The organism is Hydrogenophaga sp. FW305-3-2-15-A-LB1 (genome assembly GCF_058787875.1).
In genome coordinates, this window is the sequence record NZ_JBYTAE010000012.1 from 1 (window position 1) to 26,502 (window position 26,502).

At 70.2% G+C, this 26,502-nt stretch carries 28 protein-coding genes; 14 read left to right on the forward strand and 14 right to left on the reverse strand.

Annotated elements, in window-relative coordinates; genetic code table 11:
• The first annotated feature begins 4 nt into the window (after window positions 1-4).
• From AC3WPZ_RS05370 to AC3WPZ_RS05400, 7 genes are all read left to right on the forward strand, one after another.
• Entirely contained in the window at window positions 5-1,102 is a 1,098-nt protein-coding gene (locus AC3WPZ_RS05370; RefSeq protein WP_444687126.1) for an AI-2E family transporter, read from the forward strand.
• 23 nt (window positions 1,103-1,125) lie between these two features.
• Window positions 1,126-1,812, forward strand: coding sequence for a DnaA regulatory inactivator Hda (gene hda, locus AC3WPZ_RS05375; RefSeq protein ID WP_382163911.1), 687 nt, complete (start codon window positions 1,126-1,128; stop codon window positions 1,810-1,812).
• A complete protein-coding gene (locus tag AC3WPZ_RS05380; protein ID WP_382156140.1) occupies window positions 1,809-2,477 on the forward strand; it encodes a histidinol-phosphatase in 669 nt (222 codons plus the stop codon). Before hda ends, AC3WPZ_RS05380 begins: the two co-directional genes overlap by 4 nt.
• Entirely contained in the window at window positions 2,474-4,123 is a 1,650-nt protein-coding gene (gene pcnB / locus AC3WPZ_RS05385) for a polynucleotide adenylyltransferase PcnB (protein WP_382321067.1), read from the forward strand. The genes AC3WPZ_RS05380 and pcnB overlap by 4 nt, the downstream gene beginning before the upstream one ends.
• Window positions 4,124-4,143: 20 nt before the next feature.
• Window positions 4,144-4,644, forward strand: a complete 501-nt coding sequence (gene folK / locus AC3WPZ_RS05390; protein ID WP_382325685.1) for a 2-amino-4-hydroxy-6-hydroxymethyldihydropteridine diphosphokinase — start codon at window positions 4,144-4,146, stop codon at window positions 4,642-4,644.
• A 106-nt stretch (window positions 4,645-4,750) separates the two neighbouring features.
• Window positions 4,751-4,963 carry a YgaP family membrane protein gene (locus AC3WPZ_RS05395; protein WP_382321065.1) on the forward strand — a complete coding sequence of 71 codons (213 nt, stop codon included), beginning with the start codon at window positions 4,751-4,753 and terminating at the stop codon, window positions 4,961-4,963.
• A 2-nt stretch (window positions 4,964-4,965) separates the two neighbouring features.
• Window positions 4,966-5,508 (forward strand): RNA polymerase sigma factor, encoded by a 543-nt coding sequence (locus tag AC3WPZ_RS05400; protein ID WP_382321063.1) that lies wholly within the window; start codon window positions 4,966-4,968, stop codon window positions 5,506-5,508.
• A 12-nt stretch (window positions 5,509-5,520) separates the two neighbouring features.
• On the opposite strand, the gene pdxH is transcribed toward AC3WPZ_RS05400, so the two are convergent.
• Together pdxH and AC3WPZ_RS05410 are read right to left on the reverse strand one after the other, a co-directional pair.
• A complete protein-coding gene (pdxH, locus tag AC3WPZ_RS05405; protein WP_382156150.1) occupies window positions 5,521-6,156 on the reverse strand; it encodes a pyridoxamine 5'-phosphate oxidase in 636 nt (211 codons plus the stop codon).
• Between the two features lie 44 nt (window positions 6,157-6,200).
• A complete protein-coding gene (locus AC3WPZ_RS05410; RefSeq protein ID WP_382321060.1) occupies window positions 6,201-6,821 on the reverse strand; it encodes a gamma-glutamylcyclotransferase in 621 nt (206 codons plus the stop codon).
• Between the two features lie 50 nt (window positions 6,822-6,871).
• Between AC3WPZ_RS05410 and AC3WPZ_RS05415 the strand changes: the two genes are divergently transcribed.
• Entirely contained in the window at window positions 6,872-7,396 is a 525-nt protein-coding gene (locus AC3WPZ_RS05415) for an OmpA family protein (protein ID WP_382321058.1), read from the forward strand.
• A gap of 67 nt (window positions 7,397-7,463) precedes the next feature.
• Here AC3WPZ_RS05415 and gloA read toward each other — a convergent pair whose 3' ends face one another.
• A complete protein-coding gene (gene gloA / locus AC3WPZ_RS05420) occupies window positions 7,464-7,874 on the reverse strand; it encodes a lactoylglutathione lyase (RefSeq protein WP_291121767.1) in 411 nt (136 codons plus the stop codon).
• Between the two features lie 5 nt (window positions 7,875-7,879).
• Window positions 7,880-8,422, reverse strand: coding sequence for a PaaI family thioesterase (locus AC3WPZ_RS05425; protein WP_291121768.1), 543 nt, complete (start codon window positions 8,420-8,422; stop codon window positions 7,880-7,882).
• A 52-nt stretch (window positions 8,423-8,474) separates the two neighbouring features.
• On the opposite strand from AC3WPZ_RS05425, the gene AC3WPZ_RS05430 reads away from it, so the two are divergent.
• Entirely contained in the window at window positions 8,475-8,939 is a 465-nt protein-coding gene (locus tag AC3WPZ_RS05430; protein WP_382321054.1) for a MarR family winged helix-turn-helix transcriptional regulator, read from the forward strand.
• Window positions 8,929-10,173, forward strand: a complete 1,245-nt coding sequence (locus tag AC3WPZ_RS05435) for an MFS transporter (protein ID WP_444687124.1) — start codon at window positions 8,929-8,931, stop codon at window positions 10,171-10,173. The genes AC3WPZ_RS05430 and AC3WPZ_RS05435 overlap by 11 nt, the downstream gene beginning before the upstream one ends.
• 13 nt (window positions 10,174-10,186) lie before the next feature.
• Here AC3WPZ_RS05435 and AC3WPZ_RS05440 read toward each other — a convergent pair whose 3' ends face one another.
• The 5 genes from AC3WPZ_RS05440 to AC3WPZ_RS05460 all read right to left on the reverse strand — a co-directional run bounded on the left by AC3WPZ_RS05440 (window position 10,187) and on the right by AC3WPZ_RS05460 (window position 14,420).
• On the reverse strand, window positions 10,187-10,978 hold the full coding sequence (locus tag AC3WPZ_RS05440) for an SDR family NAD(P)-dependent oxidoreductase (protein ID WP_382321051.1): 792 nt from the start codon (window positions 10,976-10,978) through the stop codon (window positions 10,187-10,189).
• A 22-nt stretch (window positions 10,979-11,000) separates the two neighbouring features.
• Window positions 11,001-11,939 (reverse strand): ankyrin repeat domain-containing protein, encoded by a 939-nt coding sequence (locus AC3WPZ_RS05445; RefSeq protein ID WP_444687122.1) that lies wholly within the window; start codon window positions 11,937-11,939, stop codon window positions 11,001-11,003.
• Complete coding sequence (locus tag AC3WPZ_RS05450) at window positions 11,936-12,511, reverse strand: RNA polymerase sigma factor (protein ID WP_382321047.1); 576 nt, start codon at window positions 12,509-12,511, stop codon at window positions 11,936-11,938. Before AC3WPZ_RS05450 ends, AC3WPZ_RS05445 begins: the two co-directional genes overlap by 4 nt.
• A 28-nt stretch (window positions 12,512-12,539) precedes the next feature.
• Window positions 12,540-13,394 carry a hypothetical protein gene (locus tag AC3WPZ_RS05455; RefSeq protein WP_444687121.1) on the reverse strand — a complete coding sequence of 285 codons (855 nt, stop codon included), beginning with the start codon at window positions 13,392-13,394 and terminating at the stop codon, window positions 12,540-12,542.
• A 93-nt stretch (window positions 13,395-13,487) separates the two neighbouring features.
• A complete protein-coding gene (locus AC3WPZ_RS05460) occupies window positions 13,488-14,420 on the reverse strand; it encodes a LysR family transcriptional regulator (protein ID WP_444687120.1) in 933 nt (310 codons plus the stop codon).
• A gap of 215 nt (window positions 14,421-14,635) precedes the next feature.
• Between AC3WPZ_RS05460 and AC3WPZ_RS05465 the strand changes: the two genes are divergently transcribed.
• Window positions 14,636-15,202 (forward strand): DUF4148 domain-containing protein, encoded by a 567-nt coding sequence (locus tag AC3WPZ_RS05465; RefSeq protein ID WP_382321042.1) that lies wholly within the window; start codon window positions 14,636-14,638, stop codon window positions 15,200-15,202.
• Here the strand turns inward: AC3WPZ_RS05465 and AC3WPZ_RS05470 are convergent.
• Window positions 15,199-16,572: a sensor histidine kinase gene (locus tag AC3WPZ_RS05470; protein WP_444687119.1), complete on the reverse strand. Its 1,374-nt coding sequence runs from the start codon at window positions 16,570-16,572 to the stop codon at window positions 15,199-15,201. The two genes, AC3WPZ_RS05465 and AC3WPZ_RS05470, sit on opposite strands and share 4 nt — an antisense overlap.
• Window positions 16,569-17,231: a response regulator gene (locus AC3WPZ_RS05475; RefSeq protein WP_382328475.1), complete on the reverse strand. Its 663-nt coding sequence runs from the start codon at window positions 17,229-17,231 to the stop codon at window positions 16,569-16,571. The genes AC3WPZ_RS05470 and AC3WPZ_RS05475 overlap by 4 nt, the downstream gene beginning before the upstream one ends.
• A 69-nt stretch (window positions 17,232-17,300) precedes the next feature.
• On the opposite strand from AC3WPZ_RS05475, the gene AC3WPZ_RS05480 reads away from it, so the two are divergent.
• Window positions 17,301-17,684 carry a cupin domain-containing protein gene (locus tag AC3WPZ_RS05480; RefSeq protein WP_382321037.1) on the forward strand — a complete coding sequence of 128 codons (384 nt, stop codon included), beginning with the start codon at window positions 17,301-17,303 and terminating at the stop codon, window positions 17,682-17,684.
• A gap of 12 nt (window positions 17,685-17,696) precedes the next feature.
• On the opposite strand, the gene AC3WPZ_RS05485 is transcribed toward AC3WPZ_RS05480, so the two are convergent.
• Window positions 17,697-18,173: a cyanophycin metabolism-associated DUF1854 family protein gene (locus AC3WPZ_RS05485; protein ID WP_382321035.1), complete on the reverse strand. Its 477-nt coding sequence runs from the start codon at window positions 18,171-18,173 to the stop codon at window positions 17,697-17,699.
• The gene (locus AC3WPZ_RS05490; protein WP_444687118.1) at window positions 18,170-20,452 is read right to left on the reverse strand and encodes a cyanophycin metabolism-associated ABC transporter; all 2,283 of its coding nucleotides are present in this window, start codon (window positions 20,450-20,452) and stop codon (window positions 18,170-18,172) included. The genes AC3WPZ_RS05485 and AC3WPZ_RS05490 overlap by 4 nt, the downstream gene beginning before the upstream one ends.
• Window positions 20,453-20,619: 167 nt before the next feature.
• On the opposite strand from AC3WPZ_RS05490, the gene AC3WPZ_RS05495 reads away from it, so the two are divergent.
• Both AC3WPZ_RS05495 and cphA read left to right on the forward strand, forming a co-directional pair.
• Complete coding sequence (locus AC3WPZ_RS05495) at window positions 20,620-22,848, forward strand: cyanophycin synthetase (RefSeq protein WP_382321030.1); 2,229 nt, start codon at window positions 20,620-20,622, stop codon at window positions 22,846-22,848.
• 37 nt (window positions 22,849-22,885) lie between these two features.
• Window positions 22,886-25,474 carry a cyanophycin synthetase gene (gene cphA, locus AC3WPZ_RS05500; RefSeq protein WP_382156188.1) on the forward strand — a complete coding sequence of 863 codons (2,589 nt, stop codon included), beginning with the start codon at window positions 22,886-22,888 and terminating at the stop codon, window positions 25,472-25,474.
• Here cphA and AC3WPZ_RS05505 read toward each other — a convergent pair.
• On the reverse strand, window positions 25,463-26,502 hold a 1,040-nt coding region (locus tag AC3WPZ_RS05505), incomplete at its 5' end, for an endonuclease/exonuclease/phosphatase family protein (protein WP_492438521.1). The two genes, cphA and AC3WPZ_RS05505, sit on opposite strands and share 12 nt — an antisense overlap.

Consider the following 26,502-nt stretch of genomic DNA (forward strand, 5'->3'; position numbering starts at 1 on the left):
CCCCATGCCCCTGACCTCCAACCAGATCCGAGCCCTGCTGTGGGCCTCGATCGCGGTCGTCATCTGGCTGCTGCTTTCGCTGCTGGCCCCCGTGCTGATGCCCTTTCTGCTGGCCGCGGTGCTGGCCTATGCGCTGCACCCGCTGGTGGAGCGCCTGCACGGCAAGGGCGTGCCGCGCTGGCTGGGCGCGGGGCTGGCCATCACCCTGCTGATGCTGGTGCTGCTGGCGGTGCTGCTGCTGATCGTGCCCGTCATCACCAAGCAGGTGCCGCTGCTGCGCGAGCAGGTGCCCGAGCTGCTCAACCGGCTCAACGCCTGGCTCACGCCGCTGGCCGGGCGCTTTGGCGTGAGCCTGTCGGTGGACGTGAGCCTGGTGCGCGGCTGGCTGACCAAGCTGGTGTCCGGTCACGAAGGCGAGATCCTGGAGAGCCTGCTGGCGTCCCTGCGCATCGGCGGCAGCGCGCTGGCCGCTGTGTTCGGCAACCTGTTTCTCATGCCCATCGTGGCCTACTACCTGCTGCTGGACTGGGACAACCTGGTCGAGCGCACCAAGTCGCTGATCCCGCCGCGCTGGCGCGCCAGCGTGCAGAGCTTCCTGGACGAGACCGATGCGGTGCTGGGCCAGTACCTGCGCGGGCAACTGCTGGTGATGGGCGTGCTGGCGGTGTTCTACACCGTGGCACTGGCGCTCGTGGGCCTCGACCTGGCGCTGCCCATCGGCGTGTTCACCGGCCTGGCCGTGTTCGTGCCCTACCTGGGCTTCGGCCTGGGCCTGGTGCTGGCCCTGCTGGCCGCGCTGCTCGAATTCCAGACCGTGCTGGGCGTGGCCCTGGTGGCCGCCGTGTACGGCGTGGGCCAGGTGGTGGAAAGCCTCTACCTCACGCCGCGCCTGCTGGGCGAGCGCATCGGCCTGCACCCGATCGCCGTCATCTTCGCGCTGCTGGCCTTTGGCCACCTGTTCGGCTTCGTGGGCGTGCTCATCGCGCTGCCCGCCAGCGCGGTGCTGCTGGTGGCGATCCGCCGCCTGCGCCGCAGCTACATGGCCAGCGCGCTGTACCTGGAAGGCCCGCGCGCGGCGGTGCCGGAAAGCCCCGAGGCATGAGCACCGCCGGACCCACGCCCCCCATGCGCCAGATGGCGCTGGACATCGGCTTCGCGCCGCTGCCCACCCTGACCAACTTCGTGGGGGCCGGCAACGAAGCCGCCATCGAGCACCTGCGCCTGTGGACCAACAACCCCCTGCGCTCGCCGGTGCCCACCTTCCTGTGGGGCGAGAGCGGCAGCGGCAAGACGCACCTGCTGCGCGCGGTGCGCGAGGCGCTGCGCGAGCAGGGTGGCCGCGTGGGCTGGCTGGATGCCACCGTGCTGGACCCGACCGAGTTCGACGACCAGTGGGACGCGGTGCTGCTCGACGACTGCCACCTCTACACCGCGGCCCAGCAGGCCGCGGCCTTCAACTGGTTCGTCAACGCGCAGAGCCCGGCGCACGGCGCCTCGCGCTGGGTGCTGGCGGCGGCGACCTGCCCGCCGGCCGACCTGCGCCTGCGCGAGGACCTGCGCACCCGCCTGGGCTGGGGCCACGTGTTCCAGCTGCAGGCGCTGAGCGAAACCGAACGCCGGGCCGTGCTGCGCCGCGCGGCGGACGATCGCGGCGTGTTCCTGAGCGACGAGGTGATGGACTTCATGCTGCGCCGCTTCTCGCGCGACCTCTCCAGCCTGATGATGCTGCTCGACCAGCTCGACGCCTATGCGCTGCGCACGCAGCGCGCCATCACCATTCCCCTGATCAAATCCATGCTGGAAAACGAATGAGATTGGCTCTCTTCGACCTGGATCACACCCTGATCCCGCTCGATTCCGATTACGCCTGGGGCGAGTTCACCGTCTCGCTTGGCTGGCGCGATGCCCAAGGTTTCTCCCAGGCCAACGCCGGCTTCTACGCCGACTACAAGGCCGGCACGCTCGACATCCACCACTACGTGCGCTTCGCCATCGAGGCGGTGCGCGAGCACGGCATGGCGGTGTCGCAGAAGGCGCACGAGCGCTTCATGCGCGAGGTGATCGAGCCCGCCATGCACGAGCCCGCGCGCGCGCTGCTGCGGCGCCACCAGGCCGCCGGCGACACGGTGGTCATCGTCACCGCCACCAACGAATTCGTCACCCGCCCGATCGCCCGGGCCTTCGGGGTGGACGAACTGATCGCGATCGAACTCGAGCGCGACGCGCGCGGCGAACCCACCGGGGCCATCCGGGGCACGCCGTCGTTCCGCGAGGGCAAGATCGCCCGTGTGGAACAATGGCTGGCCGCACGGGGACTGGACTGGTCGCGCGTGCAGCACAGCACTTTCTACAGCGACTCCATCAACGACCTGCCGCTGCTGGAAAAAGTCAACGAGCCCGTGGCCACCAACCCGGATGCCCGGCTCCGCGCCATTGCCCTCGAGCGGGGCTGGCGCACACTGAACCTATTCGAATGATCAAGAAATTCATCGATCGGCTGCTGGGCAAGTCCAGCGCCCCTGCCGGCCGCCGTGCCAACCCCTTCGGCAAGCGCGAAGACGTGCCGGCCAGCGTGCACGGCATCGACCGTTCGCTGGTGGACCAGCGCGCGCTGGACGTGGTGCACACCCTCAAGCAGGCCGGTTTCGAGGCCTACCTGGTGGGCGGCGCGGTGCGCGACCTGCTGCTGGGCCTGCGGCCCAAGGACTTCGACGTCGCCACCAGCGCCACGCCCGAGCAGGTCAAGGGCCTGTTCCGCCGCGCCTTCATCATCGGCCGGCGCTTCCGCATCGTGCACGTGATCTACGGCCGGGGGCGCGAGCACGAGGTCATCGAGGTCTCGACCTTCCGCGCCTACATGGACAACGCCGCGGCCGAGCAGGTGGCGGGCAACGAACGCACCAGCAAGGGCGAACTCGCGGGCATGAAGCACGCGGTGGACGCCAGCGGGCGCGTGCTGCGCGACAACGTCTGGGGCCCGATCGAGCAGGACGCGGCCCGGCGCGACTTCAGCATCAACGCGATGTACTACGACCCGGAGACGCAGACCGTGGTCGACTTCCACCACGGCATCCGCGACGCCAAGAAGCGCACGCTGCGCATGATCGGCGACGCCGCCACGCGCTACCGCGAAGACCCGGTGCGCATCATCCGCGCCGTGCGTTTCGCCGCCAAGCTCAGCGGCCTGGGTTTCACCTTCGACGCCAAGACGCTGGCGCCGCTGGCCTCGTCGCACACGCTGCTGGCCGATGTGCCTCAGAGCCGCCTGTTCGACGAAATGCTCAAGCTGCTGCAGACCGGCCACGCGCTGGCCAGCATCGAGCAGCTCAAGGCCGTGGGCCTGGGCACGGGCATCTACCCCTTGCTCGACATCGTCGTGCAGCGCGCCGACGACGACTTCGTGAAGCTGGCCCTGCAGGACACTGACCGCCGCGTGAGCGAAGGCAAGCCGGTGGCGCCGAGCTTCCTGTTGGCCTGCGTGCTCTGGGCCGACGTGCGCAAGGCCTGGAACCAGCACCTCACGCCGCGCCCGAACCAGCGCCCGCCCGCGCCCTTCGCGGCCCTGCAGGCGGCGGTGGACGACGCCTTCGAGGCCCGCATCGGCGACGTGTCGGGCCGCGGCAAGCTCGGCGCGGACATGCGCGAGATCTGGATGATGCAGCCGCGCTTCGACAAGCGCGTGGGCACCTCCCCGTTCAGCCTGGTCGAGCAGCCGCGTTTCCGTGCTGGCTTCGACTTCCTGCGCCTGCGCGGGCAGGTCGGTGAGGTCGAGGAAGAACTCGCGCACTGGTGGGAAACCTTCAGCACGGCGAGCGACGCCATGCGCGAGGACATGGTGGACGCGCAGCGCCGCGAGAACCTGGCCAAGCCGGGCGCCAGCAAGGCCCGGCGCGTCAAGCGCACGGACGCGGACCACCCGGCGGCGGCCGCTGCCGAACCGAACGAAGTCGATCCGCGTTTCCGCCCCGTCGAAGGCGACGAGGGTGGGGATGCGCCGTCGGACGACACCCCGCTGGACGAGGGTTCGGCACCGGCCAAGAAGCGCCGCCGTCGCCGCCGCAAGCCCAACGGCGCGGGACCGGTCGAAGGTGGCGGTGGTGGCTCGGACGAGGCCGGCGGCTGAGGTCTGCTGACACCACCGTGATGGCCGCGCCGCGCGCCGAGGTCACGGCCCATGTGGCCCTGGGCGCCAACCTCGGGGACGCCGGGAAGGCCTTGCGCGAGGCGCTTGCGGCCCTGGATGCCGTTCCTGGTGTGCGGGTGCAGCGCGCCTCCAGCCTGTACCGCACGGCACCGGTGGATTCCAGCGGGCCGGACTACCTCAACGCCGTGGCCGAGGTCGCCACCACGCTCACCGCGCCCGCCTTGCTCGACGCGCTGCAGGCCATCGAGCAGGCGGCAGGCCGCGAGCGGCCCTACCGCAACGCGCCGCGCACGCTGGACCTGGATCTGCTGCTGTACGGCGAGGCCCGCATTCACTCAACGCGGCTCACCGTGCCGCATCCCCGCATGGGCGAGCGCGCCTTCGTGCAGGTGCCTCTGGCGGAGATCGCGCCGCAACTCGTGAGCGCCGCCGCGCTGCGGGCGGTGGCGGGCCAGCGCATCGAGCGCGCGGGGCCGATCGAGGTGGGCGTCCGGCCTTGAAGGAGCCGGGGCCCGATGGCGCGTTTTTTTTGCCACCGGCGCGAACCGTTTGCCTCCGTTGCCGCCTCTTAGGGTTTGAGGGTCTTCCTCGGCCAACAAGGAGTGCATGGTGATCTATGTCAAGAATGTCCCGAACTGGGAGCGCGTGGTGCGGGTGGTCATGGGCGCCATGGCCATCGCTTTCGCGGTGGTCAACTGGGGCGTCTCGAACGTCGCCGTGGGGGCCGGCGTCATGGGCGCCGTGCTGGCCCTGAGCGGCCTGGTCGGCTTCTGCCCGATGTGCGCGATGTTGGGCCGCCAGCTCGACAAGAGGGCCTGAGCATGGCGGACAGCGTGGCGGACCGCGACCACCTCATCCTGGTGGCACAGACCGGCGACCCGGCCGCCATCGCCCGCCTGCTGGCCCTGTGCCAGACGGATGCGCGCCGCTATGCCCACAAGCACTGCCACGCCAGCGACGTCGATGATGCGGTCCAGGAATCCTTGCTGGTGGTCTCGCGAAAGGTCCAAAGTCTCCGGGCGGCCGCGGCGTTCTCGTCGTGGCTGTTCACGGTGATCCAGCGCGAGTGCCGCAAACTGTCGCGCAGCCTGTTCCGGTATGAACCCTTGACCGACGACATCGCCGAAGCGCAGATGCTGGACCGACCGGATGGTGCGCTGCGGATCGACCTGGCCCATGCCCTGGAGTCGCTGCCAGCCCACTACCTCGAGGTGGTGCTGCTGCGCGATTTCGAGGAACTGACCATCGCGGAGATGGCTCAACGGTTGAGCGAGCCGCCCGGCGCGGTCAAGAGCCGCCTGCACCGCGCCCGCGAACTGGTGCGCGAGTACCTGCTCGGCGCTGACGCGCCCGCCAAAAGCTGAGCGTGCCGGGCCTCAGGGGGCGAGCCGCTCGCGCAGCCAGCCGCCGTCGGCCTGCGCGGTGTAGCGCAGCCGGTCGTGCAGGCGGCTCTTGCGGCCCTGCCAGAACTGCCAGGTGTCGGGCTTGAGTCGGTAGCCGCCCCAGTGCGGCGGGCGCGGCGGTTTCAGCAGGAACTGCGCGCCGTACTTCGCGGCGTTGGTCACGAGCACCGTGCGGCTCTCGATCACCTCGCTCTGCGGGCTGGCCCAGGCGCCGATGCGGCTGTCCAGCGGGCGGCTGTGGAAGTACGCGTCGCTCTCTTCGTCGCTCACCTTTTCCACCGTGCCCTCGATGCGCACCACGCGCTCGAGCTCGACCCAGTGGAACTGCAGCGCGGCGAACGGGTTGCCCGCGAGCTCGCGGCCCTTGCGGCTCTGGTAGTTGGTGTACCAGACGATGCCGCGTTCGTCGCAGCCCTTGATGAGCACGATGCGCGTGCTCGGGCGCAGGTCCGAGCCCACGGTGGCCAGCGTCATGGCGTTGGGTTCAGGTACCTCACCACGGATGGCTTCGTTGAGCCACTGGTCGAACTGTTGCAGCGGGTCGGCGTGCGAGGCGGACTCGCTGAGTTCGGCCTTTTCGTAGCTCTTGCGCAGGTCGGCGATGTTCATGCGGGCAGTATAGGAGCGAGGCCCCGGCGGGGCCTTGTGTCGGGTCAATCGGCGAGCGCCAGCAGCTTCTGCAGTGCCCGGTCGTGGATGCCGTGGTGCAGCAGGCCCTCGAAGGTCTGGCGCGCGTAGTCCAGCGTGGTGCCATAGCGCCCGCAGGAGCGGGCAAAGATCTCGCGGTAGCGCTCGTCGCTCAGCGTGCCGGTGTAGCTGGGGCTCTGGCGCGAGAGCGTGAAGGCCAGCGCGCGCACCGGGCCCTGGGGCGTGTCGCAATGTAGCCACCTCGGGTCGTAGACCGGGTTGGGCATCTCGCGCGCCCACAGCACCGGCATGAGGGCTTCCACCTGCTCGTGCGGCACGCGCAGCGCCAGGCCGGCGCAGCTGCCGCCGGGCATCAGCGCGAACACCAGGCCCGGGCATTCATACGTGCCCCGGTTGACGCGGCTCCACATCTGCAGGCAGCGGTGGTAGCCGCGCACGCGCGCCGGGCGCTGCTCGGCGGCCTCGAACTCGGGGCGCCAGACCAGCGAGGCGTAGGCGAACACCCAGAGGTCTGGACGCGGCCCCTGCGCGCGCCATTGCGCCAGCGTATGGGCCATCATCTGCGCGCCGTTTCTCAGGGCAGGGTCGTGGAGCGCGCGCGTCCTCGGGGTGTCACGGTCGGCCATTTACAATCTTTGTCGAGTTCTTTCCCATTATTCTTCACGGAGTGTTTCCCATGTCCTCTCAGGATGACGAACCCGAGTACCGCGTTGTGGCGGTGGTGCTGATCAGCGCGATCCTGTTGGCGGTAGGCCTTGCCTTGGGCATGGGCATTTACAAGTCGCGCCAGTCCGCGCCCAGTGCCGGCCCGGCGGCAGTGGTTCCGGTCGCGGCCGTTGTGGCTGTGACCACGGTCACTCCGGTGGGCGACGACGCCAGCGTGGTGGTGGAAAACGGCGTGGTCAAGTTCTACTTCGCGTCTGGCAAGGCCGACCTGGCCGCCGGCGCGCTCGATGCGCTGGGCGAAGCGATCGCCGCGGCCAAGGCCGGCAAGAAGCTGGTGCTGTCGGGCTTTCACGACCTGACCGGCGACCCGGCTTTCAACGCCGAGCTGGCCAAGCAGCGCGCCATCGCCGTGCGCAGTGCCCTGGTGGGCGCGGGCGTGGCCGAAGGCGCGGTGGAGCTGAAGAAGCCCGAGCAGACCGCCGGCACCGGCAACAACGCCGAAGCGCGCCGTGTGGAAGTGCTGATCGTGCGTTGAGCTGGCCTGAGCGCCCACAAAAAAGCCCGGCATGCCGGGCTTTTTTTCGTCCACGCCCGGCAGGCGTTCAACGCAGGCCCTGGCCCGCTTCCTTCTCCGCGCGCTGGATCAGCTCGATCTTGTAGCCGTCGGGGTCGGTCACGAAAGCGATCACCGTGGTGCCGCCCTTGACCGGGCCGGCCTCGCGCGTCACGTTGCCGCCGGCCGCCTTGATCTTCTCGCAGGCCGCGTAGGCGTCGGGCACGCCCAGGGCGATGTGGCCGTAGGCCGTGCCGAGTTCGTAGCTCTCGGTGCCCCAGTTGTAGGTGAGTTCGATCTCGGCCTGGGCCGGGTTGCCTTCGTAGCCCACGAAGGCCAGCGAGTACTTGTACTCGGGGTTCTCGGAGGTGCGCAGCAATTGCATGCCCAGCACCTGGGTGTAGAAGTGAATCGAGCGCTGGAGGTTGCCCACGCGCAGCATGGTGTGTAGAAGTCGCATGGGCCTTATTTTGACGGCACTTCAAAGACCAGGCAGGTCGTTGTGGCATGCGCGTACAGCTTGCCGTCGGGTCCCACGATGCGGCCCTCGGCGGTGGCCAGCTGCCGCCCGGCATGGACCACCGTGCCGATGGCGCGCAGCGGGCCGCTCTTGTAGGAGGCCGCGCGCACGATGTTCACGCTGAGTTCCGCCGTCGTGTAGGCCCGGCCCACCGGCATGACGGTGTGCACCGCGCAGCCCACGGCGGAGTCCAGCAGCGTGGCGTACCAGCCGCCGTGCACCGTGCCCAGCGGGTTGTAGTGCTTGAGCTGGGGCTGGCCCTGGAACACGGCCCGGCCTTCACCGATTTCCACCAGCGAGAAGTCCAGCGTGTCGGCGATGTGCGGGTAGGGCAGCTTGCCGTCGAGCATGGCCTGCATCTGCTGCATGCCGGTCAGGCCCGCGAGATCGGCGGGGTTGGCCAGGCCCACGCCCGCGCCGGCGTTCATGCGGGCCACGACGGCCTCGTATTGCTGGATCCACTGGGCCTGGGTTTCTTCGACGGTCATGGTTGAATTCCTTTTTGTTTGCAGGTACAAGTATTGTAGATACAATCGTCTCATGAATGCCGACACCCAGGTGACATCGCCGACCCCGGTGGGTTGCACCAACTTCAAGCTGCGCCAGCTCACGCGCCGCGTGACCCAGCACTACGACCAGCACCTGGCCGGCTCGGGGCTGAAGATCACGCAGTACTCGCTGCTGACGCACGTGGACCGCCTCGGTCCGCTGGCGCCCGGCGAGCTGGCCCGGCGCATGGACATGGGCGCCTCCACCCTCACGCGCAACCTGCAACCCATGATCGCGGCGGGCTGGCTGGCGATGGGCGAAGGGGTCGATGCGCGCAGCCGGCTCGTGCACATCACCGACGCCGGGCTGGAGCTGCGGCGCCAGGCGCAGCGGCGCTGGAAGGCCGCGCAACTCTCACTCAACGACAAGCTGGGCCTGGCCACCGTGGCGGCACTGCACGGGCTGCTGGACCAGGGGCTGGCCGCGTTTCACGAGGAAGACACCCATGAAGACTGAAACCTTGACCGCCGCCGCGCCCGCGCGCGCGCCCTATGTGTGGTGGCTGGTGCTGCTGGCCGCGGCCGGGGCTTTCGCGCTGACCATGGGCACGCGCCAGACCATGGGCTTTTTCCTCTCGCCGCTGAACACCGCCACCGGTCTGGGGGTGGGCAGCATCAGCCTGGCGTTCGCCTTCGGCCAGCTCTGGTGGGGGCTCACGCAGCCTTTCGCGGGCGCCGTGGCCGACCGCATCGGCGCCGGGCGCGTGCTGCTCGCGGGTGTGCTGCTGGTGGCGCTGGGCACCTACCTCACGCCGCTGATGACCAGCACCTGGGGCCTGATCCTGGCCATCGGCGTGCTCGCCGCCGGCGGCGCCGGCATGGCCGGGCCTTCGGTGCTGATGGCGGCGACCGCGCGCCTGATTCCGGCCGAACGCCGGGGCATGGCCACCGGCATCGTGAACGCGGGCGGCTCGTTCGGCCAGTTCCTCATGGCGCCCCTGGCCGCCGCGCTCACGCTGGGCCTGGGCTGGGTCGGTGCGCTGCAGGCGCTGGGCCTGATCGTGCTGCTGGCGCTGCCCGCGGCCTGGGTGTTGCGCGGTCCGGGCCCGGCGGCGAAGGCCGGGGCGGCGCCCGCGCCGGTGGCCTTGCCCACCGGCCAGGCGATCCGCCAGGCGCTGAACACGCCGAGCTACCTGCTGCTCTCGGCCGGCTTCTTCGTGTGCGGCTTTCACGTGGCCTTCCTCGCCACGCACCTGCCCGGCGTGGTGGCCGCGTGCGGCCTGCCGGCGCCGGTGGGTGCCTGGGCGCTGGGCGTGATCGGTCTGTTCAACATCATCGGCAGCCTGGCCATGGGCTGGGCCGTGGGCCGCTGGCGCATGAAGTCGCTGCTCTCGCTGGTGTACGCCTCGCGCGCGGTGGCGGTGCTGGTGTTCCTGCTGGCGCCCAAGACCGAGGCCGTGATGCTGACCTTCGCCGCCGTGATGGGCCTGACCTTCCTCTCCACGGTGCCGCCCACCGTGGGCCTGGTGGCCAAGTTCTTCGGCACCGGCAACATGGCCATGCTGTTCGGCATCGTGATGCTGGCGCACCAGGTGGGGGGCTTTCTCGGTGCCTGGCTGGGTGGCCAGGTGTTCGAGGCCACGGGCAGCTACGACTGGGTCTGGTACATCGACATCGTGCTGGCCGTGGGCGCGGCGCTGATCCACCTGCCGATCCGCGAAGCCGTGGTGGCGCGGCCCCGGCCCGCGTGAAGCAGGGCAGCGCTCAGACCGGCACGGTGTAGTTCAGCGCCATGCGCCCGCCGTCGACGGTGACGATCTCGCCGGTGACGTAGCTCGCCGCGTCGCTGGCCAGCCAGGCCACCACGTCGGCGATCTCGTCGGGTTCGCCGAGCCGCTTGAGCGGCGTGCGGCTCAGGATCTTGTGGCGCGCCTCTTCGCTGGTGAGCACGGCCTGGGCCGCGAGCTCGGTGGCGATTGTGCCGGGCGCCACCGCGTTGACGCGGATGCCGTGGTCGGCAAGCGCCAGCGCCATCACGCGGGTGAGCTGGTTGATGCCGCCCTTGCTCACGTTGTAGCTGGCGATGTTGGGGATGGCGAGCACGCCATTGACCGAGCTCATGTTCACGATGCTGCCGCCATCGGCCTGCTGCGCCATCGTGCGCGCCACCGCCTGGCCCATGAGGAAGGCGCCCTTGAGGTTGACGCGCAGCACCTCGTCGAAGTCTTCTTCGCTCACGTCCAGAAAGTGGGCCGCCTTGAAGATGCCGGCGTTGTTGACCAGCACGTCGATGCGGCCGTGGCTGTCCAGCGCCAGTGCGACGATGGCGTCCACGTCGGCCTTGTCGCCCACGTCGCAATGCATGTAGGTGCCGCCGAGTTCGCGCGCGAGGGCGCGGCCGCGCGCGTCGGCCACGTCGGCGATCACCAGCTTGGCGCCTTCGCGCGCGAAGCGGCGCGCACAGGCTTCGCCGATGCCCTGGGCCCCGCCGGTGACGAGGACGACGCGGCCCTGGTGGCCGAAATGCACGGAGGAGGAAGAGGCTGGGGTGTTCATGCCGCCATGGTAGCGACGGGACTCAGCGCGGTCCGCGCTCCTGCAGCGACGGCAGCTGTTCGGCGTGTCCCGCCTGTTGCGCGAGATCGATGGCGCGCAGGCCATCGCGGTCGGTGCGCTCGGGGTCGGCGCCTGCGCCGAGCAGCAGGCGCACCAGCGGGGCATCGCCGCGCTGCGCGGCCAGCATGAGCGCGGTGCGGCCCCGCGCGTCGGCGGCGTTCACGTCCGCCCCCTGGGCCAGCGCGTCGCGCACATCGGCGACCGCGCCACGCGCGGCGGCGGCCAGCAGGGCCGCGGCGGGCGAGAGCGGTGCGATGGCCTGGGGTGCGGGTGCGCCACGCCGCGCCGACAGGGCGGCGGGGGCCTGCTCTTGTGCCAGACCACGGGCACGGGGCGTGGTCGCCATGTCGGTCGATGCGGCGGCAGGGGCTTCGGCCTCCGCTGCCCTGTTGGCCGCACCGGGGGCGACAGGAGGTGCTTCTGCCGGCGCTGGAGCTGGCGGCGCGGGGGGCGGCAAGGTGGCTGCGGGTGCTGGACCGCGCGGCTTCGGATGCTCGGGCAAGGGGCGCGGTGCGGCCGGCGGGGTGGGCCGGGGTTCGGGCGGCACCGCGGCTGCGGGTGCGGCTTCCTGCGCGGCGGCCGGGGCCTCTGCCGGTGCGGCTGCGCGGGAGGGCGCCTGGGCCTCGCCGAGGGCGATCTCCCGTTCCTCGGGTGTGCCGCGATCGAACTGCAGCACCACCAGCGTGGCCAGGCCCAGCACCGCCAGGCCACCGAAGGCGCGCCAGCGCCAGGCCGAATCGTTGGCGGCCGGCGGCTTTGTGTTCCCAGGGGTTTCGCGGGCTTGGGCCGCGGCGGTGCGCGCCTCGGCCAGCACCTTCTCGCGCAGGGCCGGGTCGGGGCGCGCGGGGTCGTGTGCGTTGGCCTCCCGGTAGCGCTGCAGCAGTTCGTCTTGCGGCTTCATGCAAAGGCCTCCAGGGCTTGGCGCAGGCGCTCGCGCGCGTAGCGCAGCCGGCTCTTGGCGGTTTCGGCGTTCACGCCCGTGGCCTGCGCGATCTCGGCCAGGCTCAGGCCCCCTTCGGCCTGCAGCAGGAAGGTTTCGCGCTGCGGCAGGGGCAGGGCGGCGAGCGCGTCCAGCAAGGCCTGGGCCTGCTCGCGCGACTGCAGCTGCCGCACCGGGCCGAAGCCCGAATCGGCCGCCAGCGTGTCGGCGAGGGCGGCGCCGTCGTCGGTTTCCGCATCGAGGCTGGCGTGGGCCTTGTGGGTGCGCCAGTGATCGACCAGGCGGTGGTGGGCCAGGGTGAACAGCCAGGTGCGAAACCGCGCGCGGGGTTCGTAGCGCGGGGCCTGGCGGATCAGCGAGAACCACACGTCCTGCACCAGGTCATCGGCCAGCGCGCGGTCGTGCACGCTGCGCTGCACGAAGCGCCACACCGGCAGGGCGTGGCGGTCGTACAGGGTTTCGAAGGCGCGCGCATCGCCCGCGGCAAAGGCCTGCATCAGGGTTTCATCGGCGGGCACGGCCTCTTCGGACATGCCCGCGATTATGGGAGCCGGGGGACCATCAACTCGGGTCGGGCGCGTAACCGGGGGGCACGGCGCCGGGGAAGGGATTGGGCCTGGGCGGCACGGCCTGCGTGGGGATGATGCCCATGGCGATCAGGTTCTCGCGGCTGTCGTAGCGGATGCGGATGACTTCATCGGGCCGGTCGCTGCGCCGCTCGAAGGTGGTGTGGGTGATGGGCGCATCCTCGCGCGCGCCGTGCCCCGTGCCCAGGCGCGGCGCCGGCGCGGCGGGGGCCATGCGGCGCGCGGCCAGCGACTCGGCGCGTTCGCGTGGTGCTTCGCTCTCGGCCTGCGTTTCGGCGGCGGCGTCGGCGGCCGAAGAGCGGTTCTGCGCGCCGCTCTGCTCGCGCAGCGAGGGCCAGGGCACCACCGCCGGCGGCGGTGGTGGCAGGGGTTTTTCGCGGAACACGGCCACACCGATCACGCCCACGTGGGCCGGGCGGCCGGTGCGTTCGGCGTACGAGGCGCTCGATGCCGTGAAGTGGAAGGCCGCGACCTCGGCATCGCTCTTGCGCCAGCCGGTGATGGCGTGCTGTTGCCACGGGGAGAGCACGTAGCCGGTCTGCTGCCAGGCGGCGGTCTCGCCCGAGATCACGTTCACACCGTCGACCGAGACCACGCCGAGCACGCGGCCCGGCGTGGCGTTGCGCACCGACACGGCGTAGCGCGCGCCGGGCCGCCCGGCGACCCAGTGCTCGCCCAGGTGGCGGTAGACCGTGAGCGTTTCGCCGCTGTCGCGGTCGATCACCTGGATGTCGGTGAGCCGGCCCACGGCCTGGGCCGGCGAGGAGGTCAGGGCCGCGAGCGCGGCGGCCAGGGACAGGGCGAGGCGGAAAGAGGGGAGGGGTTTCATGCGGGCTCCGCGAACAGTGGATGGAGCCGGTTGAAACGAACGAACCGCCTCGACGGGGTTGAGGCGGTGCCGGGTTATGTGTAACGGAGTGCGTCAGCAGCTGTTGCAGGTCGCCAGCGCGCTGCTCACGCGGGCGCGCGTCTGCTCGATGAGGTAGTCCAGGAACACCTCGGTGCGGCGCGGCATGAACTTGCGGCTGGGCAGGGCCGCGTACATCGTCAGCCGGTCGGTGATCCAGGGGTTGAGCACGCGCACCAGGTCGCCGCTCTCGATCATCGGCGCGGCCAGTTCGATGGTGGTGGCGGTGATGCCCGCGCCGTCGAGCGCGGCGTGCATCAGGGTGTCGGTGTGGTTGGCCCACAGCACGGGCTGCACCTCGATGTCGACGAAGCGGGCTTCGTCCGTCTCGTGCAGCAGGCGCCAGCCCCGGGTGCGGCCGGTCGCGGGCTTGAAGCGCAGGCAGTCGTGCCGCTTCAGGTCTTCGGGCCGCACGGGCGTGCCCTTGCGCTGCAGGTACTTGGGTGAGGCCAGCAGCACGGTGACGCTGGAGAGCACCTTGCGCGCGATCACGTTGGCATCGAACGAGGCCTGAGCGCCCATGAGCGTGATGTCGTAGTCCTGGATCGGGGGCTCGCGGGGGGAATCCACGTCGATGTCGAGCAGGATCTTGGGGTAGGCCTGCCGAAAGCCGCTGACCAGGGGGGCGAGCACGTGCGTGGCGAGCACGGGTGGTGCCAGCAGGCGCAGCACGCCCGCGAGTTCGCTGGTCTGCGAGCTCACCAGCGCGTGCGCCTCGTCGAGCTCTTGCAGGATCACGCGCACCCGGTCGAGGTAGTTCTCGCCCGCGTCGGTGAGGGAGACGCGGCGCGTCGTGCGGTGCAGCAGGCGGGTGCCCAGGTGGTCTTCCAGGTCGGCCACCAGCCGCGTGACCACGGCGGGCGACATGTCCATGGCGCGCGCCGCCGCCGCAAAACCCCCTTCATCGATCACTTTCTGGAAGGCACGCATCGAGGCCAGGCGGTCCATAACAAAGCTCCTTTAAAGGGTTTTCCCGGGTGTCAAAACCGTGATTATTGCTGAATTAGAAACACAATAGTCGTTTCAATGCTGTTTTTCTTCTGATTCAGAAACTTTACAGTTCATCCCATCGATGCACGCAAACCCCTCCGCAGAGGCATCGAAGCCGGCCAGACCGCACAACGGACCGACCGGCATGTTCAACCCTCTCCAAGGAAACTGTCATGAAAAAGCTGTCTGTTGTTGCCATCGCCCTCTCCACCCTCGTTGCCGGCCACGCCTTCGCCGCCGATGCCTCCGTGGGCAAGACCCGCGAACAAGTCCGCGCCGAACTGATCCAGGCCCAACGCAACGGTGACCTGATCGCCGACGGCCAAACCGGTGCCCGTTACAAGGACCTCGCCCCCCACCTCTACGCCCAACCCGTGGCCGTGAGCAAGAGCCGCGCTGAGGTGAAGGCCGAGCTGGCCGAAGCCATCCGCACCGGTGACATCGTGGCCGACGGCCAGACCGGCGCCAAGGCCAACGAGCTGTTCCCCGCCCAGTACGCCCAAGCCCGCGCCGACAAGGCCGTGGCCGCCACCGCCGCCGTGGGCAAGACCCGCGCCGAAGTGAAGGCCGAGCTGGCCGAAGCCCTGCGCACGGGCGACTACGTGGCCGATGGCCAGACCGGCGCCAAGGCCAACGAACTGTTCCCCGGCAAGTACGCCCAGCCGGTGCTGGCTGAAGGCAAGACGCGCGCTGAAGTGCGCGCCGAGCTGGTCGAATCGCGCCGCGCCAACGGCGGCTAAGTGGTCGGCAGTGCGCTGAAAGCGACGCGCACGCTCAAACCCCCCGGGGGGCTGCTGGCCAAGGTCAGCAGCCCCCCGTTTTGTTGGGCGATCTGCGCCACGATCGCCAGACCCAGGCCGCTGCCGGTGGCCTCGTTCTGCGGGTTCAGGCGCACGAAGCGCTCCAGCACCCGCTGGCGATCGGCCTCGGCAATGCCGGGGCCGTTGTCGTTGACGCTCAGCTGGGCACGGCCTTCGGCTTGCTCGACGTGCAGGTCCACCCGGCTGCCCGGGGGCGTGTGGCGCAAGGCGTTGTCCACCAAGTTGTCGAGCAGCACCCGCAGGTCCTGTGGATCGGCCAGCACGGTGGCGGCCTCGCGCCTGTCCAGCCCGAGATCGATGCCACGGGCTTCGGCGCGGGCCGAAAACGCGGCCACCACGTCCGCCGCCAGTTGATCCAGCCGCAGCGGCACGGGCTGGCGCTCGCGCCCATCCGCTTCCAGCCGCGCCATCTGCAGCAGTTGCGCCACCAGGTGGGTGCTGCGGGCGATGCCCTGGTCGAGTTCATCCAGCGCGGCCTCGCGCTCGCCCGGCGGCGCGCGGCGCGTGAGCTGGGCCTGCAGCTTGACGGCCGCCAGGGGGGTGTTCAATTCATGGGCGGCGTCGGCCAGCATCTGGCGCTGGCGCGTGAGCAGGCGCGACACGCGCTCCAGCAATTGGTTGAGCGCCTGGCCCAGCGGCGCGACCTCCTCGGGCAAACCGTCCGTGGCGATCGCTTGCAGGTCTTTTTCGTCGCGCCGCCGGATGTCCTGGCCCAGCGCCTCCAGCGGCGCCAGCGCGCGGTTGACGGCCACGCGGATCAGCAGGCCGAGCAGCAGCACCAGCACCGCCACGGGCACCAGCAGCCAGGGCGCCATCTGGGCGAAGCTGCTGGCGCGGTCGCTTTCGGTCTTGGCGATCTGCACGATTTCCTCGTCGTCCACCAGCGTGTAGACCCGCCAGGCTTCGCCCGACCACTCGACATTGTGGAAACCGGGTTCCTGCAGGGGAGGGCCGACGCCCTCGACCGAGGCGTACAACAGCTCCGCGTCGGTGGACCAGATCTGGCTGATGAAGCGGCCCAGGTCGTCCGTGACCCAGGGTGGCGGGTTGTCCTGCGGGGCCGGGCGGGCCGTGGGCCGCGGTGCCGCGTGCTCGGGTGGGTCCAGGGCCCAGCTGTGGGGGCGCACGCCGTGCCGCACCACCGAATGCGCGATCTGCTCCATGCCGAAATCGCGCACCCGGTTGAAGGCCTGCCAGGCCAGGTGGTAGGTGAAGGCGCTGACCAGCACGCTGGTGACGACCAGCGCCGTGATCTGCCAGAACAGCAGGCGCTGGCGGATCGAGTTCATGCCGCGGCGACCAGCTTGTAGCCCACGCCCCGCACGTTCTTGATCCAGGCCGCCCCCAGTTTGCGCCGCAGGTGGTGCACGTGCACCTCCACCGCGTTGCTCGCCACCTCTTCCTGCCAGCCGTAGAGGCGGCTTTCCAGCTGTTCGCGCGAGAGCACGGTGCCCGGGTTTTCCATCAGGGCGAGCAGCAGGTCGTATTCGCGCGCGGCCAGGGTGACGGGCTGGTTGTCGAGCAGGGCCTCGCGGCGCAGCGGCCGCATGGTGAGGCGGCCGAACTGCAGCTCGGGCTGGGCGCGCCCGCTGCCCCGGCGCGCGAGCGCGTGCACGCGCGCCACCAGCTCGTCGAGGTCGAAGGGTTTGGTGAGGTAGTCGTCGGCCCCCAGGTTGAGGCCGGCCACGCGGTCGCTCACGGCGTCGCGCGCCGAGACCACCAGCACGGGCACCGGGCGGTCTTCCGAGCGCAGCCACTGCAGCAGCTGCAGGCCATCCAGCCCGGGCAAGCCGATGTCGAGCAGCAGCACGGCGTAGGTCTGTTCGCGCAGCGCGGCCTGCGTCTGCGGGCCGTCCTGCGTCCAGTCCAGGGAAAAGCCGGCCAGGCGCAGCCCGCGCTCCATGCTCCGGCCCAGCATGAGGTCGTCTTCGGCGAGTAGAACTTTCATGGTTGCGTAGTGTGAGCGAAAAGCGCGAACGCCTCTGGTACAAAGCAAAGCCCGACTCCGGAGGTTTCCTTGAGCACATTCCCGCAGGTGATTCTGTTCACCGACACCGATGGCCGCGCGCGTTTCCGCGAGGCCGAGATCCCCTTGTCCGAGGGCTCGCCCGCGGCCCGCCTGTCGGCCCTGCTGCCGGCGACGGCCTGCCAGTTGCGCCAGAGCCCGGTGGGCTTTCGCAGCGAGTTCCATTGCACCGGCGATGCGCAATGGCTGTTCGTGCTGCAGGGCTGCATGGAGATCGGCCTGCAGGACGGCAGCTGGCGCGCCTTCGGGCCGGGCCAGCACTTCTACTCGGCCGACACGCTGCCCCCCGGGGCCAGCTTCGACCCCACGGTGCACGGCCACCGCAGCCGGCAGGTGGGCGACGAACCGCTGGTGACCCTGTTCGTCAGGGGCTGAGCGGGCGCGCCGTCAGAGGAACCGGTCGAGCAGCCGGCGCGAGTGCGCGTCCAGCGCGAAGCGGTCGCGCACGCCGAAGCACACACCCTGGCCGCTCAGAATCAGCAGGGCCTGGCCTTCGAGGCGGCGGATGTCGTCCTCGCTGCGCAGCACGAAGCTGGTGGGGCCGCGGTCGGTGCTCACCTGCCAGGTGCTGGGCGTGGAGAAGGTGGACACCGATTCGATGCGCTGGATCACCGGCGTGAACTCGCGTTGCACCAGTTCTTCCTGCAGCAACTGCCGCAAGTCGGCTGGCAAGGCGGAGAGGCGGTCCACCCAGACCAGTTCGTGGCCGTCGCTGCCCACCAGCGACAGGCCTTCGTCGGGCGCGCCGATGGGGAAGGCCCGCACGGGCACCACGCCCACGTGGGTCTCACCGGCGGCGTCCGTGAGCACGAGGCGGCCGAAGGGGTTGCGCTGCAGTTGCCAGGCGGGGTTCGGGGTGTTCATGCGTCGTTGTCCTCGGGCGTGTCGGCGTCGAGCAGGGCGGCGGCCTCCTGCTCCTTGCGCGCCTGCGCTTCGTACAGGCGCCAGTAGGCGCCGCGCTGCGCCATCAGTTCGTCGTGCGGGCCGATCTCCACCACCTGGCCGCGGTCCATCACCACCAGGCGGTCGGCCTTGCGCAGGGTGGAGAGCCGGTGCGCGATGGCGATGGTGGTGCGGCCCTGCACCAGGTTGTCCAGCGCCTTCTGGATTTCCTTCTCGGTCTCGGTGTCCACGGAGGAGGTGGCCTCGTCCAGGATCAGGATGCGCGGGTCGATCAGCAGCGCGCGCGCGATGCTGATGCGCTGGCGCTCGCCACCCGAGAGGCCCTGGCCGCGCTCGCCGACCAGCGAGTCGTAGCCCTGCGGCAGCCGCAGGATGAACTCGTGCGCGTGCGCGGCGCGCGCGGCGGCCACGATCTCGGCGCGCGTGGCGCCGGGTTTGCCGTAGGCGATGTTCTCGGCGATGGTGCCGAAGAACAGGAAGGGCTCCTGCAGCACCAGGCCGATGTGGCGGCGGAAATCGGCCACGCCGACGCGGCGGATGTCGGTGCCATCGATGCGGATGGCGCCTTCACTCACGTCGTAGAAGCGGCACAGCAGGTTGACCAGGGTGCTCTTGCCCGAGCCGCTGTGGCCGACCAGGCCGATCATCTCGCCGGGGCGGATGTCCAGGCTCAGGTTGCGGATCACGGTGCGGCTGCCGTAGCGGAAGCTCACGCCTTCCATCTGCAGGCCGCCCTGCACCTGGGTCAGCGGCACCGGCTGAGCCGGCTCGGGAACGTTGGAGACGTGGTCCAGGATGTCGAAGATGCGCTTGGCGCCCGAGGCGGCCTTCTGCGTCACCGAGACGATGCGGCTCATCGAGTCGAGCCGCCCATAGAAGCGCCCGATGTAGGCAATGAAGGCGGTGAGCACGCCCACCGTGATCTCGCTCTGGCTGACCAGCCAGATGCCGAAGGCCCACACCACCAGCAGGCCGATCTCGGTGAGCAGGGTGACGGTGGGGGTGAACAGCGACCAGGTCTTGTTGATGCGGTCGTTGACGGCCAGGTTGTGCTCGTTGGCCTGTTTGAAGCGCCGCGCCTCGCGGGCTTCCTGGGCGAAGGCCTTGACCACGCGGATACCGGGGATGGTGTCGGCCAGCACGTTGGTCACCTCGCCCCAGACGCGGTCGATCTTCTCGAAGCCGGTGCGCAGGCGGTCGCGCACGAGGTGGATCATCCAGCCGATGAAGGGCAGGGGCACCAGCGTGGCCAGTGCCAGCCAGGGGTTGATCGAGAACAGGATCACCGCGGTCATGGTGATCATCAGCACGTCGGTGAGGAAGTCCAGCGCGTGCAGGGACAGGAAGACGCTGATGCGGTCGGTTTCGCTGCCGATGCGCGCCATGAGGTCGCCGGTGCGTTTGCTGCTGAAGTAGTCCAGCGAAAGCTCGAGCAGGTGGTCGAAGGTGGTGGTGCGCAGGTCCGAGCTGATGCGCTCGGACACCAGGGCCAGCAACCAGGTGCGCGCCCAGCCCAGGCCCCAGGCCAGCAGGGCCGAGCCCAGCAGGCCGCCGAGCAGGGCCAGCACCAGGCCGGTGTCGATGGCCTGGCCGTTCTGGAACGGGATCAGCACCCGGTCCATCAGCGGGATGGTCAGGTAGGGCGGCACCAGCGTGGCGGCGGTGGAGGCCAGCGTGAGCAGGAAACCGGTGAGCAGCGTCCACCGGTAGGGCCGGGCGAAGCGCCACAGGCGCAGCAGCACCCAGGTGGAAGGCGGGGCCTGCGGCGCTTCCTGGGCGCATTCCGGGCATTCATCGCTGTCGGCCGGCAGGGTGGCCTGGCACTGGGGGCAGGTGCGGGCGGGTTCCTCGATCACCTGCTCGGGCGCCTGATCCAGCTGGGCCATCAGTCGATGGAACTGGTCGACCATGCGCGCGGCCCGGGCCTGCACGCCCATGGTGAAGCGCCACACCGCGATGCGCCCCTGGGCGTCCAGCAGCTCCAGGGTGCCGACACCGGCGTGGTCGCTCAGCCGCAGCTCCATACCCGGGCTCAGTATCCACTCCTGGCCTTCGAGTGTGAACTTTTGACGGGTTAACAACAGGGTGCGCGTACGGAAATGTAAATCGCTGTCCAAGTCCAGCGCCAAGGCAACGACAGCGCTATCATCGCCCCCCAGCTGGGTTGATGCGGGCCGCAAGGCGTCCTGTGCAGGGTCGGCTCCTGGGGCTGAGGATTCAGCTGGAAAGTGTGAAAGCATGGTGAAGATGACAGCGTGGCGTCGACCGCGAGAAATGGCATGCTCCCACGGGGGAGCCTTGCATTTTCACCGATGTCGAGCCCGCGATCGTTGATGGCATTGAAGTTCTTCTGAACCCCTGATCGGTACTACACCCGGTCGCCCGAATCACGCGTCCCGCCGGAGACATGAGCTCGAAACACGACATCACGCTGCTGCGCATCAACTACCTGCGCGGCCCCAACATCTGGACGTACCGACCGGTGCTCGAAGTCTGGCTGGATCTGGGCGATCTGGAGGACTTTCCTTCCAACAAGCTGCCCGGCCTCACCGAACGCCTGGTCGAATGGCTGCCCGCCCTCGAAGAACACCACTGCGGTGTGGGTGAGCGCGGTGGCTTCATCCAGCGCCTGCGCGAGGGCACCTGGGCCGGCCACATCCTGGAACACATCGTCATCGAGCTGCTGAATCTGGCGGGCATGCCCACCGGTTTCGGCCAGACGCGCGAGACCAGCCGGCGCGGTGTCTACCGCATGGTGTTCCGCGCCCGCGACGAGGCCGTGGCCCGGGCCGCGCTCACCGAAGCGCATGCCCTGCTGCTCGCCGCCATCCGCCAGCGCGAGGACGGCGCGGCCGGCTTCGACGTGCCGGCCGCCGTGGCGCGCCTGGTCGAGCAGATCGACCGCAGCTACCTCGGCCCGAGCACCGCGTCCATCGTCGCCGCGGCTACGGACCGGGGTATCCCCCACCTGCGCCTGAACGACGGCAACCTGGTCCAGCTCGGCCAGGGCCGGCACCAGCGCCGCATCTGGACGGCCGAGACCGACCGCACCAGCGCCATCGCCGGCAACATCGCGCACGACAAGGACCTGACCAAGAGCCTGCTGGCCTCCTGCGGCGTGCCCGTGCCCGAAGGCCAGGTGGTCGACAGCCCGCAAGCCGCCTGGGAAGCCGCGCAGGAGATCGGCCTGCCGGTGGTGGTCAAACCCTCCGACGCCAACCATGGCCGTGGGGTGAGCCTGGACCTGTCGGAGCGCGAAGACATCGAAAAAGCCTTCTCGGTGGCCGACGCCGAGGGCAGTGAGGTCATGGTCGAGCGCTACGTGCTGGGCGACGAGCACCGCCTGCTGGTCGTGGGCGGCCGCGTGGTCGCGGCGGCGCGCGGTGAAAGCCTGTCGGTGGTGGGCGATGGCCGCTCCACCGTGGAACAGCTCATCGACAGCCAGCTCAACAGCGACCCGCGCCGGGGCGAGGCCGAGGAGTTCCCGCTCGAGACCATCCGCCTGGACCGCGAACCCGTCATGCGCCTGCTGCTGGAGCGCCAGGGCCTATCGGGCGAGGCCGTGCCCGCCCTGGGCCGGCGCGTGATGGTCCAGCGCAATGGCAACGTGGCGATCGACTGCACCGACGAAGTGCACCCCGAGGTGGCGCACGCCGTGACACTGGCCGCCCGCGTGGTGGGGCTGGACGTGGCCGGTGTGGACCTGGTCGCCCAGGACATCGGCCGCCCGCTGCAGGCGCAAGGCGGCGCGGTGGTGGAGGTGAACGCCGGGCCTGGGCTGCTGATGCACCTCAAGCCCGCCACCGGCCTGTCGCGCCCGGTGGGCCGTGCCATCGTGGACCACCTGTTCGACGAAGGCGGCAACGGCCGCGTGCCCATCGTGGGCGTGGCCAGCTCGCGCCATGGCAACGCCATCGCCCGGCTGGTGGGCTGGCTGCTGCACCTGAGCGGCCACCAGGTCGGCCTGGCCTGCCAGGACGGCCTGTTCCTGGGCAACCGCAAGGTCGATGCCCGGCCCAGCGCCCATTGGGAGGCCGGCCAGCGCCTGCTGATGAACCGCGAGATCGACGCCGTGGTGCTGGAGAACGGCCCCGCCGTCATCCTGGACGACGGTCTGGCCTACGACCGCTGCACCGTGGGGGTCGTGACCGATCTCGACGACTTCCAGGGCCTGGAGCGGCACGACGTGCGCAGCACCGACCAGCTCTACCGCGTGATGCGCACCCAGGTGGACGTGGTGCTGCCCGACGGCGTGGCCGTGCTCAACGCCGACGACGCCCGGGTGCTGGAGATGGTCGAGCTGTGCGATGGGGATGTGATTCTTTACGGCATGGACGCCGCCTCGCCCGCGCTGCAGAAACACCGCGAGGCGGGCTCTCGCACCGTATCGGTGTTCGAAGGCCAGCTGGTGCTGGCCGAGGGCGTGCGCAAGGCCCACCGCGTTCGGCTGGACGCACCCGTGGTGCAGGGGCTGCTGCAGTCGCTGGGCGCGCACACCTTGATGGCCGTGGCCGCCGCCGCCTGGGCGCTCGCGGTCTCGCCCGAACTGATGGCCGCCGGCATCGAGACGGCGGGTCTCGACGTCGCTCCTATCCCCGAACGGCCAGAACCGGTTACCCTGGACGCGGCGCGCTGAGCGCCGGTCCTCTCTTCATTCACTCCCAGCTTCCGTCATGGACGTTTCTCGCATCCGGACCCTGCGCGGCCCCAATCTCTGGAGCCGCCACACCTGCATCGAGGCCATCGTCTCCTGCGAACCGCACGAGATGGACCTGCAAGCCCTGCCGGATTTCGAACGGCGGCTGCGCGAGCTCTTCCCCTCCGTGGGACCCCTGGAGCCCAGCAACCCGCAAGAGCATCTGACCCTGGCCCATGTGCTGGAAGCCACCGCGCTGGCCCTGCAGGCCCAGGCGGGGTGCCCGGTCTCCTTCAGCCGCACCTCGGCCACGCTGGAGCCGGGCGTGTTCCAGGTGGTGGCGCAGTACAGCGAGGAGGTGGTGGGCCGGCTGGCCTTCGACATCGCCCGCGAACTGCTCGCCGCCGCCGGCGCGGGCGATGCCGGAAGCTACGACGTGGAGGCAGCGATCGCCCGCCTGCGCGCGCTCGACGAAGACGTGCGCCTGGGCCCCAGCACCGGCTGCATCGTGGACGCCGCCGTGGCGCGCAACATTCCCTACCGCCGCCTCACCACCGGCAGCCTGGTGCAGCTGGGCTGGGGCTCGCGCCAGCGCCGCATCTGGGCCGCCGAGGTGGACAGCACCAGCGCGGTCTCGGAGTCGATCGCCCAGGACAAGGACCTGACCAAGGCCCTGCTCGGCGCCGCCGGTGTGCCGGTGCCCGAAGGGCGGCCCGTCAGCGACGCCGACGACGCCTGGGCGGCCGCCATGGAGATCGGCCTGCCCGTGGTCGTCAAGCCGCAGGACGGCAACCAGGGCAAGGGCGTGACGGTCAACATCGTCTCGCGCGAGCACATGGACATCGCGTTCCGCGCGGCCGCCGAGATTGGCGACGTGATGGTCGAGAAATACCTGCCGGGCAGCGACTTCCGCCTGCTCGTGGTGGGCGACAAGGTGGTGGCCGCCTCGCGGCGCGAGCCACCGCACGTGATCGGCGATGGCGAGCACACCGTGCGCGAGCTGGTGGACCTGGTCAACGCCGACCCCCGGCGCGGCGACGGCCACGCCACCTCGCTGACCAAGATCCGCTTCGACGACATCGCCCTGGCGCGCCTGGACGTGCAGGGTTTGAAACCCGAGTCGGTGCCCGAGATGGGCCGCCGCGTCGTGCTGCGCAACAACGCCAACCTGAGCACCGGCGGCACCGCGACAGACGTCACCGACGACCTGCACCCGGACGTGGCCGCCCGCGCCGTGGCCGCCGCGCAGACGGTGGGCCTGGACATCTGCGGCGTCGACGTGGTCTGCGAGAACGTGCACGTGCCGCTGGAGAAGCAGCACGGTGGCGTGGTCGAGGTCAACGCCGCGCCCGGCCTGCGCATGCACCTCTCGCCGTCGTACGGCAAGGGCCGCCCGGTCGGCGAGGCCGTGATCGCCAACATGTTCGAACCCGGCGACGATGGGCGCATCCCCGTGGTCGCCGTCACCGGCACCAACGGCAAGACCACCACCACGCGGCTGATCGCGCACCTCATGGCCACCAGCGGCATGCGCGTGGGCATGACCAACACGGACGGCGTGTACGTCGATGGCCGCCAGATCGACAGCGGCGACTGCTCGGGCCCCAAGAGCGCGCGCAACGTGCTGCTGCACCCCGACGTGGACGCCGCCGTGCTCGAAACGGCCCGCGGCGGCATGCTGCGCGAGGGCCTCGGCTTCGATCAGTGCCAGGTCGCGGTGGTGACCAACGTGGGCACCGGCGACCACCTGGGCCTGAACTACATCACCACCGTCGAAGACCTCGCGGTGCTCAAGCGCGTGATCGTGATGAACGTCGCGCCCACGGGTTACGCGGTGCTCAACGCGGCCGATCCCATCGTCGCGGCCATGGCCGCCAAGTGCACCGGCGGCGTGGTCTTCTTCGCGCAGGACCACGACCACCCCGTGCTGGCCGCGCACCGCGTGCAGGGCAAGCGCACCATCTGCGTCGAAGGTGATCGCATCATCGTGACCGAAGGCAGCTGGCGCGTGCAGATTCCGCTGCAGGGCGTGCCCATCACGCGCGGCGGCACCATCGGCTTCCAGAAGGACAACGTCATGGCGGCCATCGGCGCGGCCTGGTGCGCCGGCCTGGATTGGGACACCATCGCGCGTGGTCTGGCCAGCTTCTCCAACGACGCCGACAACGCGCCGGGCCGCTTCAACGTGATGGACTACCGCGGCGCCACCGTGATCGCCGACTACGGCCACAACCCGGACGCGATGCGCGCCCTGGTCGAGGCGGTCAACGCCATGCCCGCGCGCCGGCGCAGCGTGGTCATCAGCGGCGCGGGCGACCGCCGCGACGAAGACATCCGCGAGCAGACCACGATCCTGGGCAAGGCCTTCGACGACGTGCTGCTGTTCCAGGACGCCTGCCAGCGCGGCCGCGAGGATGGCGAGGTGCTCACGCTGCTGCGCGAGGGACTCGCCGGGGCGAGCCGCACGAAAGAGGTGTTCGAGATCCGGGGCGAATTCGTGGCCATCGACGCCGCGCTGGAGCGGCTGCAACCCGGCGACCTCTGCCTCGTGCTGGTGGACCAGGTGGAAGAGGCGCTCGCGCACCTCGCGCAGCGCATCCGCGAAGCGGGCGCCTCAGCCCGCTGAGAGGGGCAGGTCGGGCAGGCGCAGCCGCAGCAGCGCCCGCACGAAGCCGTGGTCGCTGCGGCTGCGGTCGCGGCCCTCGAACAGGTGGTCGTTGAACACCTCCACGCGCCGCACATCGCCGATCGATCGCCGGCTGGTCGCGACGAACTGCTCGCTCACCAGCAACTGGTCCAGCACCTCGGGGTAGCCCTGGTGGATGTGCGAGTACGCCACGTCGCGGCGCATCGCCGCTTCGCCTTGCACGTCCCAGGCGCTGAACAGCGCGTGGTCGAGCGCGCCCTTGTCGTAGGCCACCTGCGAGGTGGCCGCGATCAGCTGCGTCGTCACGCTGTGCGGGCCGTCGTTCAGATCGCCCATGAGCACCAGCGGCAGCTGGGTGCGGTGCAGCAGCTCGACCACCTTCAGGCGCAGCGCCAGGGCTTCGCTGGCGCGCATGACCAGCGAACGCAGCGAGGCCAGCGCCTGCACCGCCGGGTCGGCCGTGTCTTCGATGCCCACCCCGTTGGCATCTTCCAGGAACTTGGGCCGCTTGCTCTTGAGGTGCGCGGTGATCACGCACACCGGCTGGCCGTGCTTGAGGCGCAGCATCGCGATCAACGGCGGGCGTTCGAAGCGGGTGTGCAGGCCCAGGCCAGGTACCTGCACGCGGGCCGCTTCGGGAAAGTCGTTGAGCGACTGCAGCGAATCGACCTTCAGGCGCGTCACGATGCCCACCCGGGGCGTGCCTTGCGCGCCGATCTGGCCGGGACCGTTTTCGGCACCGGGCACGGCGACGAAACCGTATTGCAGCCCGCTGCGCGCCACCGCCGTGCGCAGGGCGGCCTCGTCCCAGACCTCCTGCACCGCCAGCACGTCGGCATTGAGGGCCCGGAACCGATCGCCCAGCCAGCCCACCTTGCGCTCGAACTCGGTGTGGGTGTAAGGGTCCTGCCCTTCGTAGAAGTGGCGGCCTGGCTGCGCCAGGTTGAGCACGTTGCAGGTGGCCATCATGAGGGTGGCATAACGTGCCGGCGCCCCGTGGCCAGCAG

Coding starts and splice junctions, on each gene's coding strand:
- AC3WPZ_RS05370 (WP_444687126.1), top strand. CDS start 5: ATGCCCCTGACCTCCAACCAGATCCGAGCCCTGCTGTGGGCCTCGATC.
- hda (WP_382163911.1), top strand. CDS start 1,126: ATGCGCCAGATGGCGCTGGACATCGGCTTCGCGCCGCTGCCCACCCTG.
- AC3WPZ_RS05380 (WP_382156140.1), top strand. CDS start 1,809: ATGAGATTGGCTCTCTTCGACCTGGATCACACCCTGATCCCGCTCGAT.
- pcnB (WP_382321067.1), top strand. CDS start 2,474: ATGATCAAGAAATTCATCGATCGGCTGCTGGGCAAGTCCAGCGCCCCT.
- folK (WP_382325685.1), top strand. CDS start 4,144: ATGGCCGCGCCGCGCGCCGAGGTCACGGCCCATGTGGCCCTGGGCGCC.
- AC3WPZ_RS05395 (WP_382321065.1), top strand. CDS start 4,751: ATGGTGATCTATGTCAAGAATGTCCCGAACTGGGAGCGCGTGGTGCGG.
- AC3WPZ_RS05400 (WP_382321063.1), top strand. CDS start 4,966: ATGGCGGACAGCGTGGCGGACCGCGACCACCTCATCCTGGTGGCACAG.
- pdxH (WP_382156150.1), bottom strand. CDS start 6,156: ATGAACATCGCCGACCTGCGCAAGAGCTACGAAAAGGCCGAACTCAGC.
- AC3WPZ_RS05410 (WP_382321060.1), bottom strand. CDS start 6,821: ATGGCCGACCGTGACACCCCGAGGACGCGCGCGCTCCACGACCCTGCC.
- AC3WPZ_RS05415 (WP_382321058.1), top strand. CDS start 6,872: ATGTCCTCTCAGGATGACGAACCCGAGTACCGCGTTGTGGCGGTGGTG.
- gloA (WP_291121767.1), bottom strand. CDS start 7,874: ATGCGACTTCTACACACCATGCTGCGCGTGGGCAACCTCCAGCGCTCG.
- AC3WPZ_RS05425 (WP_291121768.1), bottom strand. CDS start 8,422: ATGACCGTCGAAGAAACCCAGGCCCAGTGGATCCAGCAATACGAGGCC.
- AC3WPZ_RS05430 (WP_382321054.1), top strand. CDS start 8,475: ATGAATGCCGACACCCAGGTGACATCGCCGACCCCGGTGGGTTGCACC.
- AC3WPZ_RS05435 (WP_444687124.1), top strand. CDS start 8,929: ATGAAGACTGAAACCTTGACCGCCGCCGCGCCCGCGCGCGCGCCCTAT.
- AC3WPZ_RS05440 (WP_382321051.1), bottom strand. CDS start 10,978: ATGAACACCCCAGCCTCTTCCTCCTCCGTGCATTTCGGCCACCAGGGC.
- AC3WPZ_RS05445 (WP_444687122.1), bottom strand. CDS start 11,939: ATGAAGCCGCAAGACGAACTGCTGCAGCGCTACCGGGAGGCCAACGCA.
- AC3WPZ_RS05450 (WP_382321047.1), bottom strand. CDS start 12,511: ATGTCCGAAGAGGCCGTGCCCGCCGATGAAACCCTGATGCAGGCCTTT.
- AC3WPZ_RS05455 (WP_444687121.1), bottom strand. CDS start 13,394: ATGAAACCCCTCCCCTCTTTCCGCCTCGCCCTGTCCCTGGCCGCCGCG.
- AC3WPZ_RS05460 (WP_444687120.1), bottom strand. CDS start 14,420: ATGGACCGCCTGGCCTCGATGCGTGCCTTCCAGAAAGTGATCGATGAA.
- AC3WPZ_RS05465 (WP_382321042.1), top strand. CDS start 14,636: ATGAAAAAGCTGTCTGTTGTTGCCATCGCCCTCTCCACCCTCGTTGCC.
- AC3WPZ_RS05470 (WP_444687119.1), bottom strand. CDS start 16,572: ATGAACTCGATCCGCCAGCGCCTGCTGTTCTGGCAGATCACGGCGCTG.
- AC3WPZ_RS05475 (WP_382328475.1), bottom strand. CDS start 17,231: ATGAAAGTTCTACTCGCCGAAGACGACCTCATGCTGGGCCGGAGCATG.
- AC3WPZ_RS05485 (WP_382321035.1), bottom strand. CDS start 18,173: ATGAACACCCCGAACCCCGCCTGGCAACTGCAGCGCAACCCCTTCGGC.
- AC3WPZ_RS05490 (WP_444687118.1), bottom strand. CDS start 20,452: ATGCTTTCACACTTTCCAGCTGAATCCTCAGCCCCAGGAGCCGACCCT.
- AC3WPZ_RS05495 (WP_382321030.1), top strand. CDS start 20,620: ATGAGCTCGAAACACGACATCACGCTGCTGCGCATCAACTACCTGCGC.
- cphA (WP_382156188.1), top strand. CDS start 22,886: ATGGACGTTTCTCGCATCCGGACCCTGCGCGGCCCCAATCTCTGGAGC.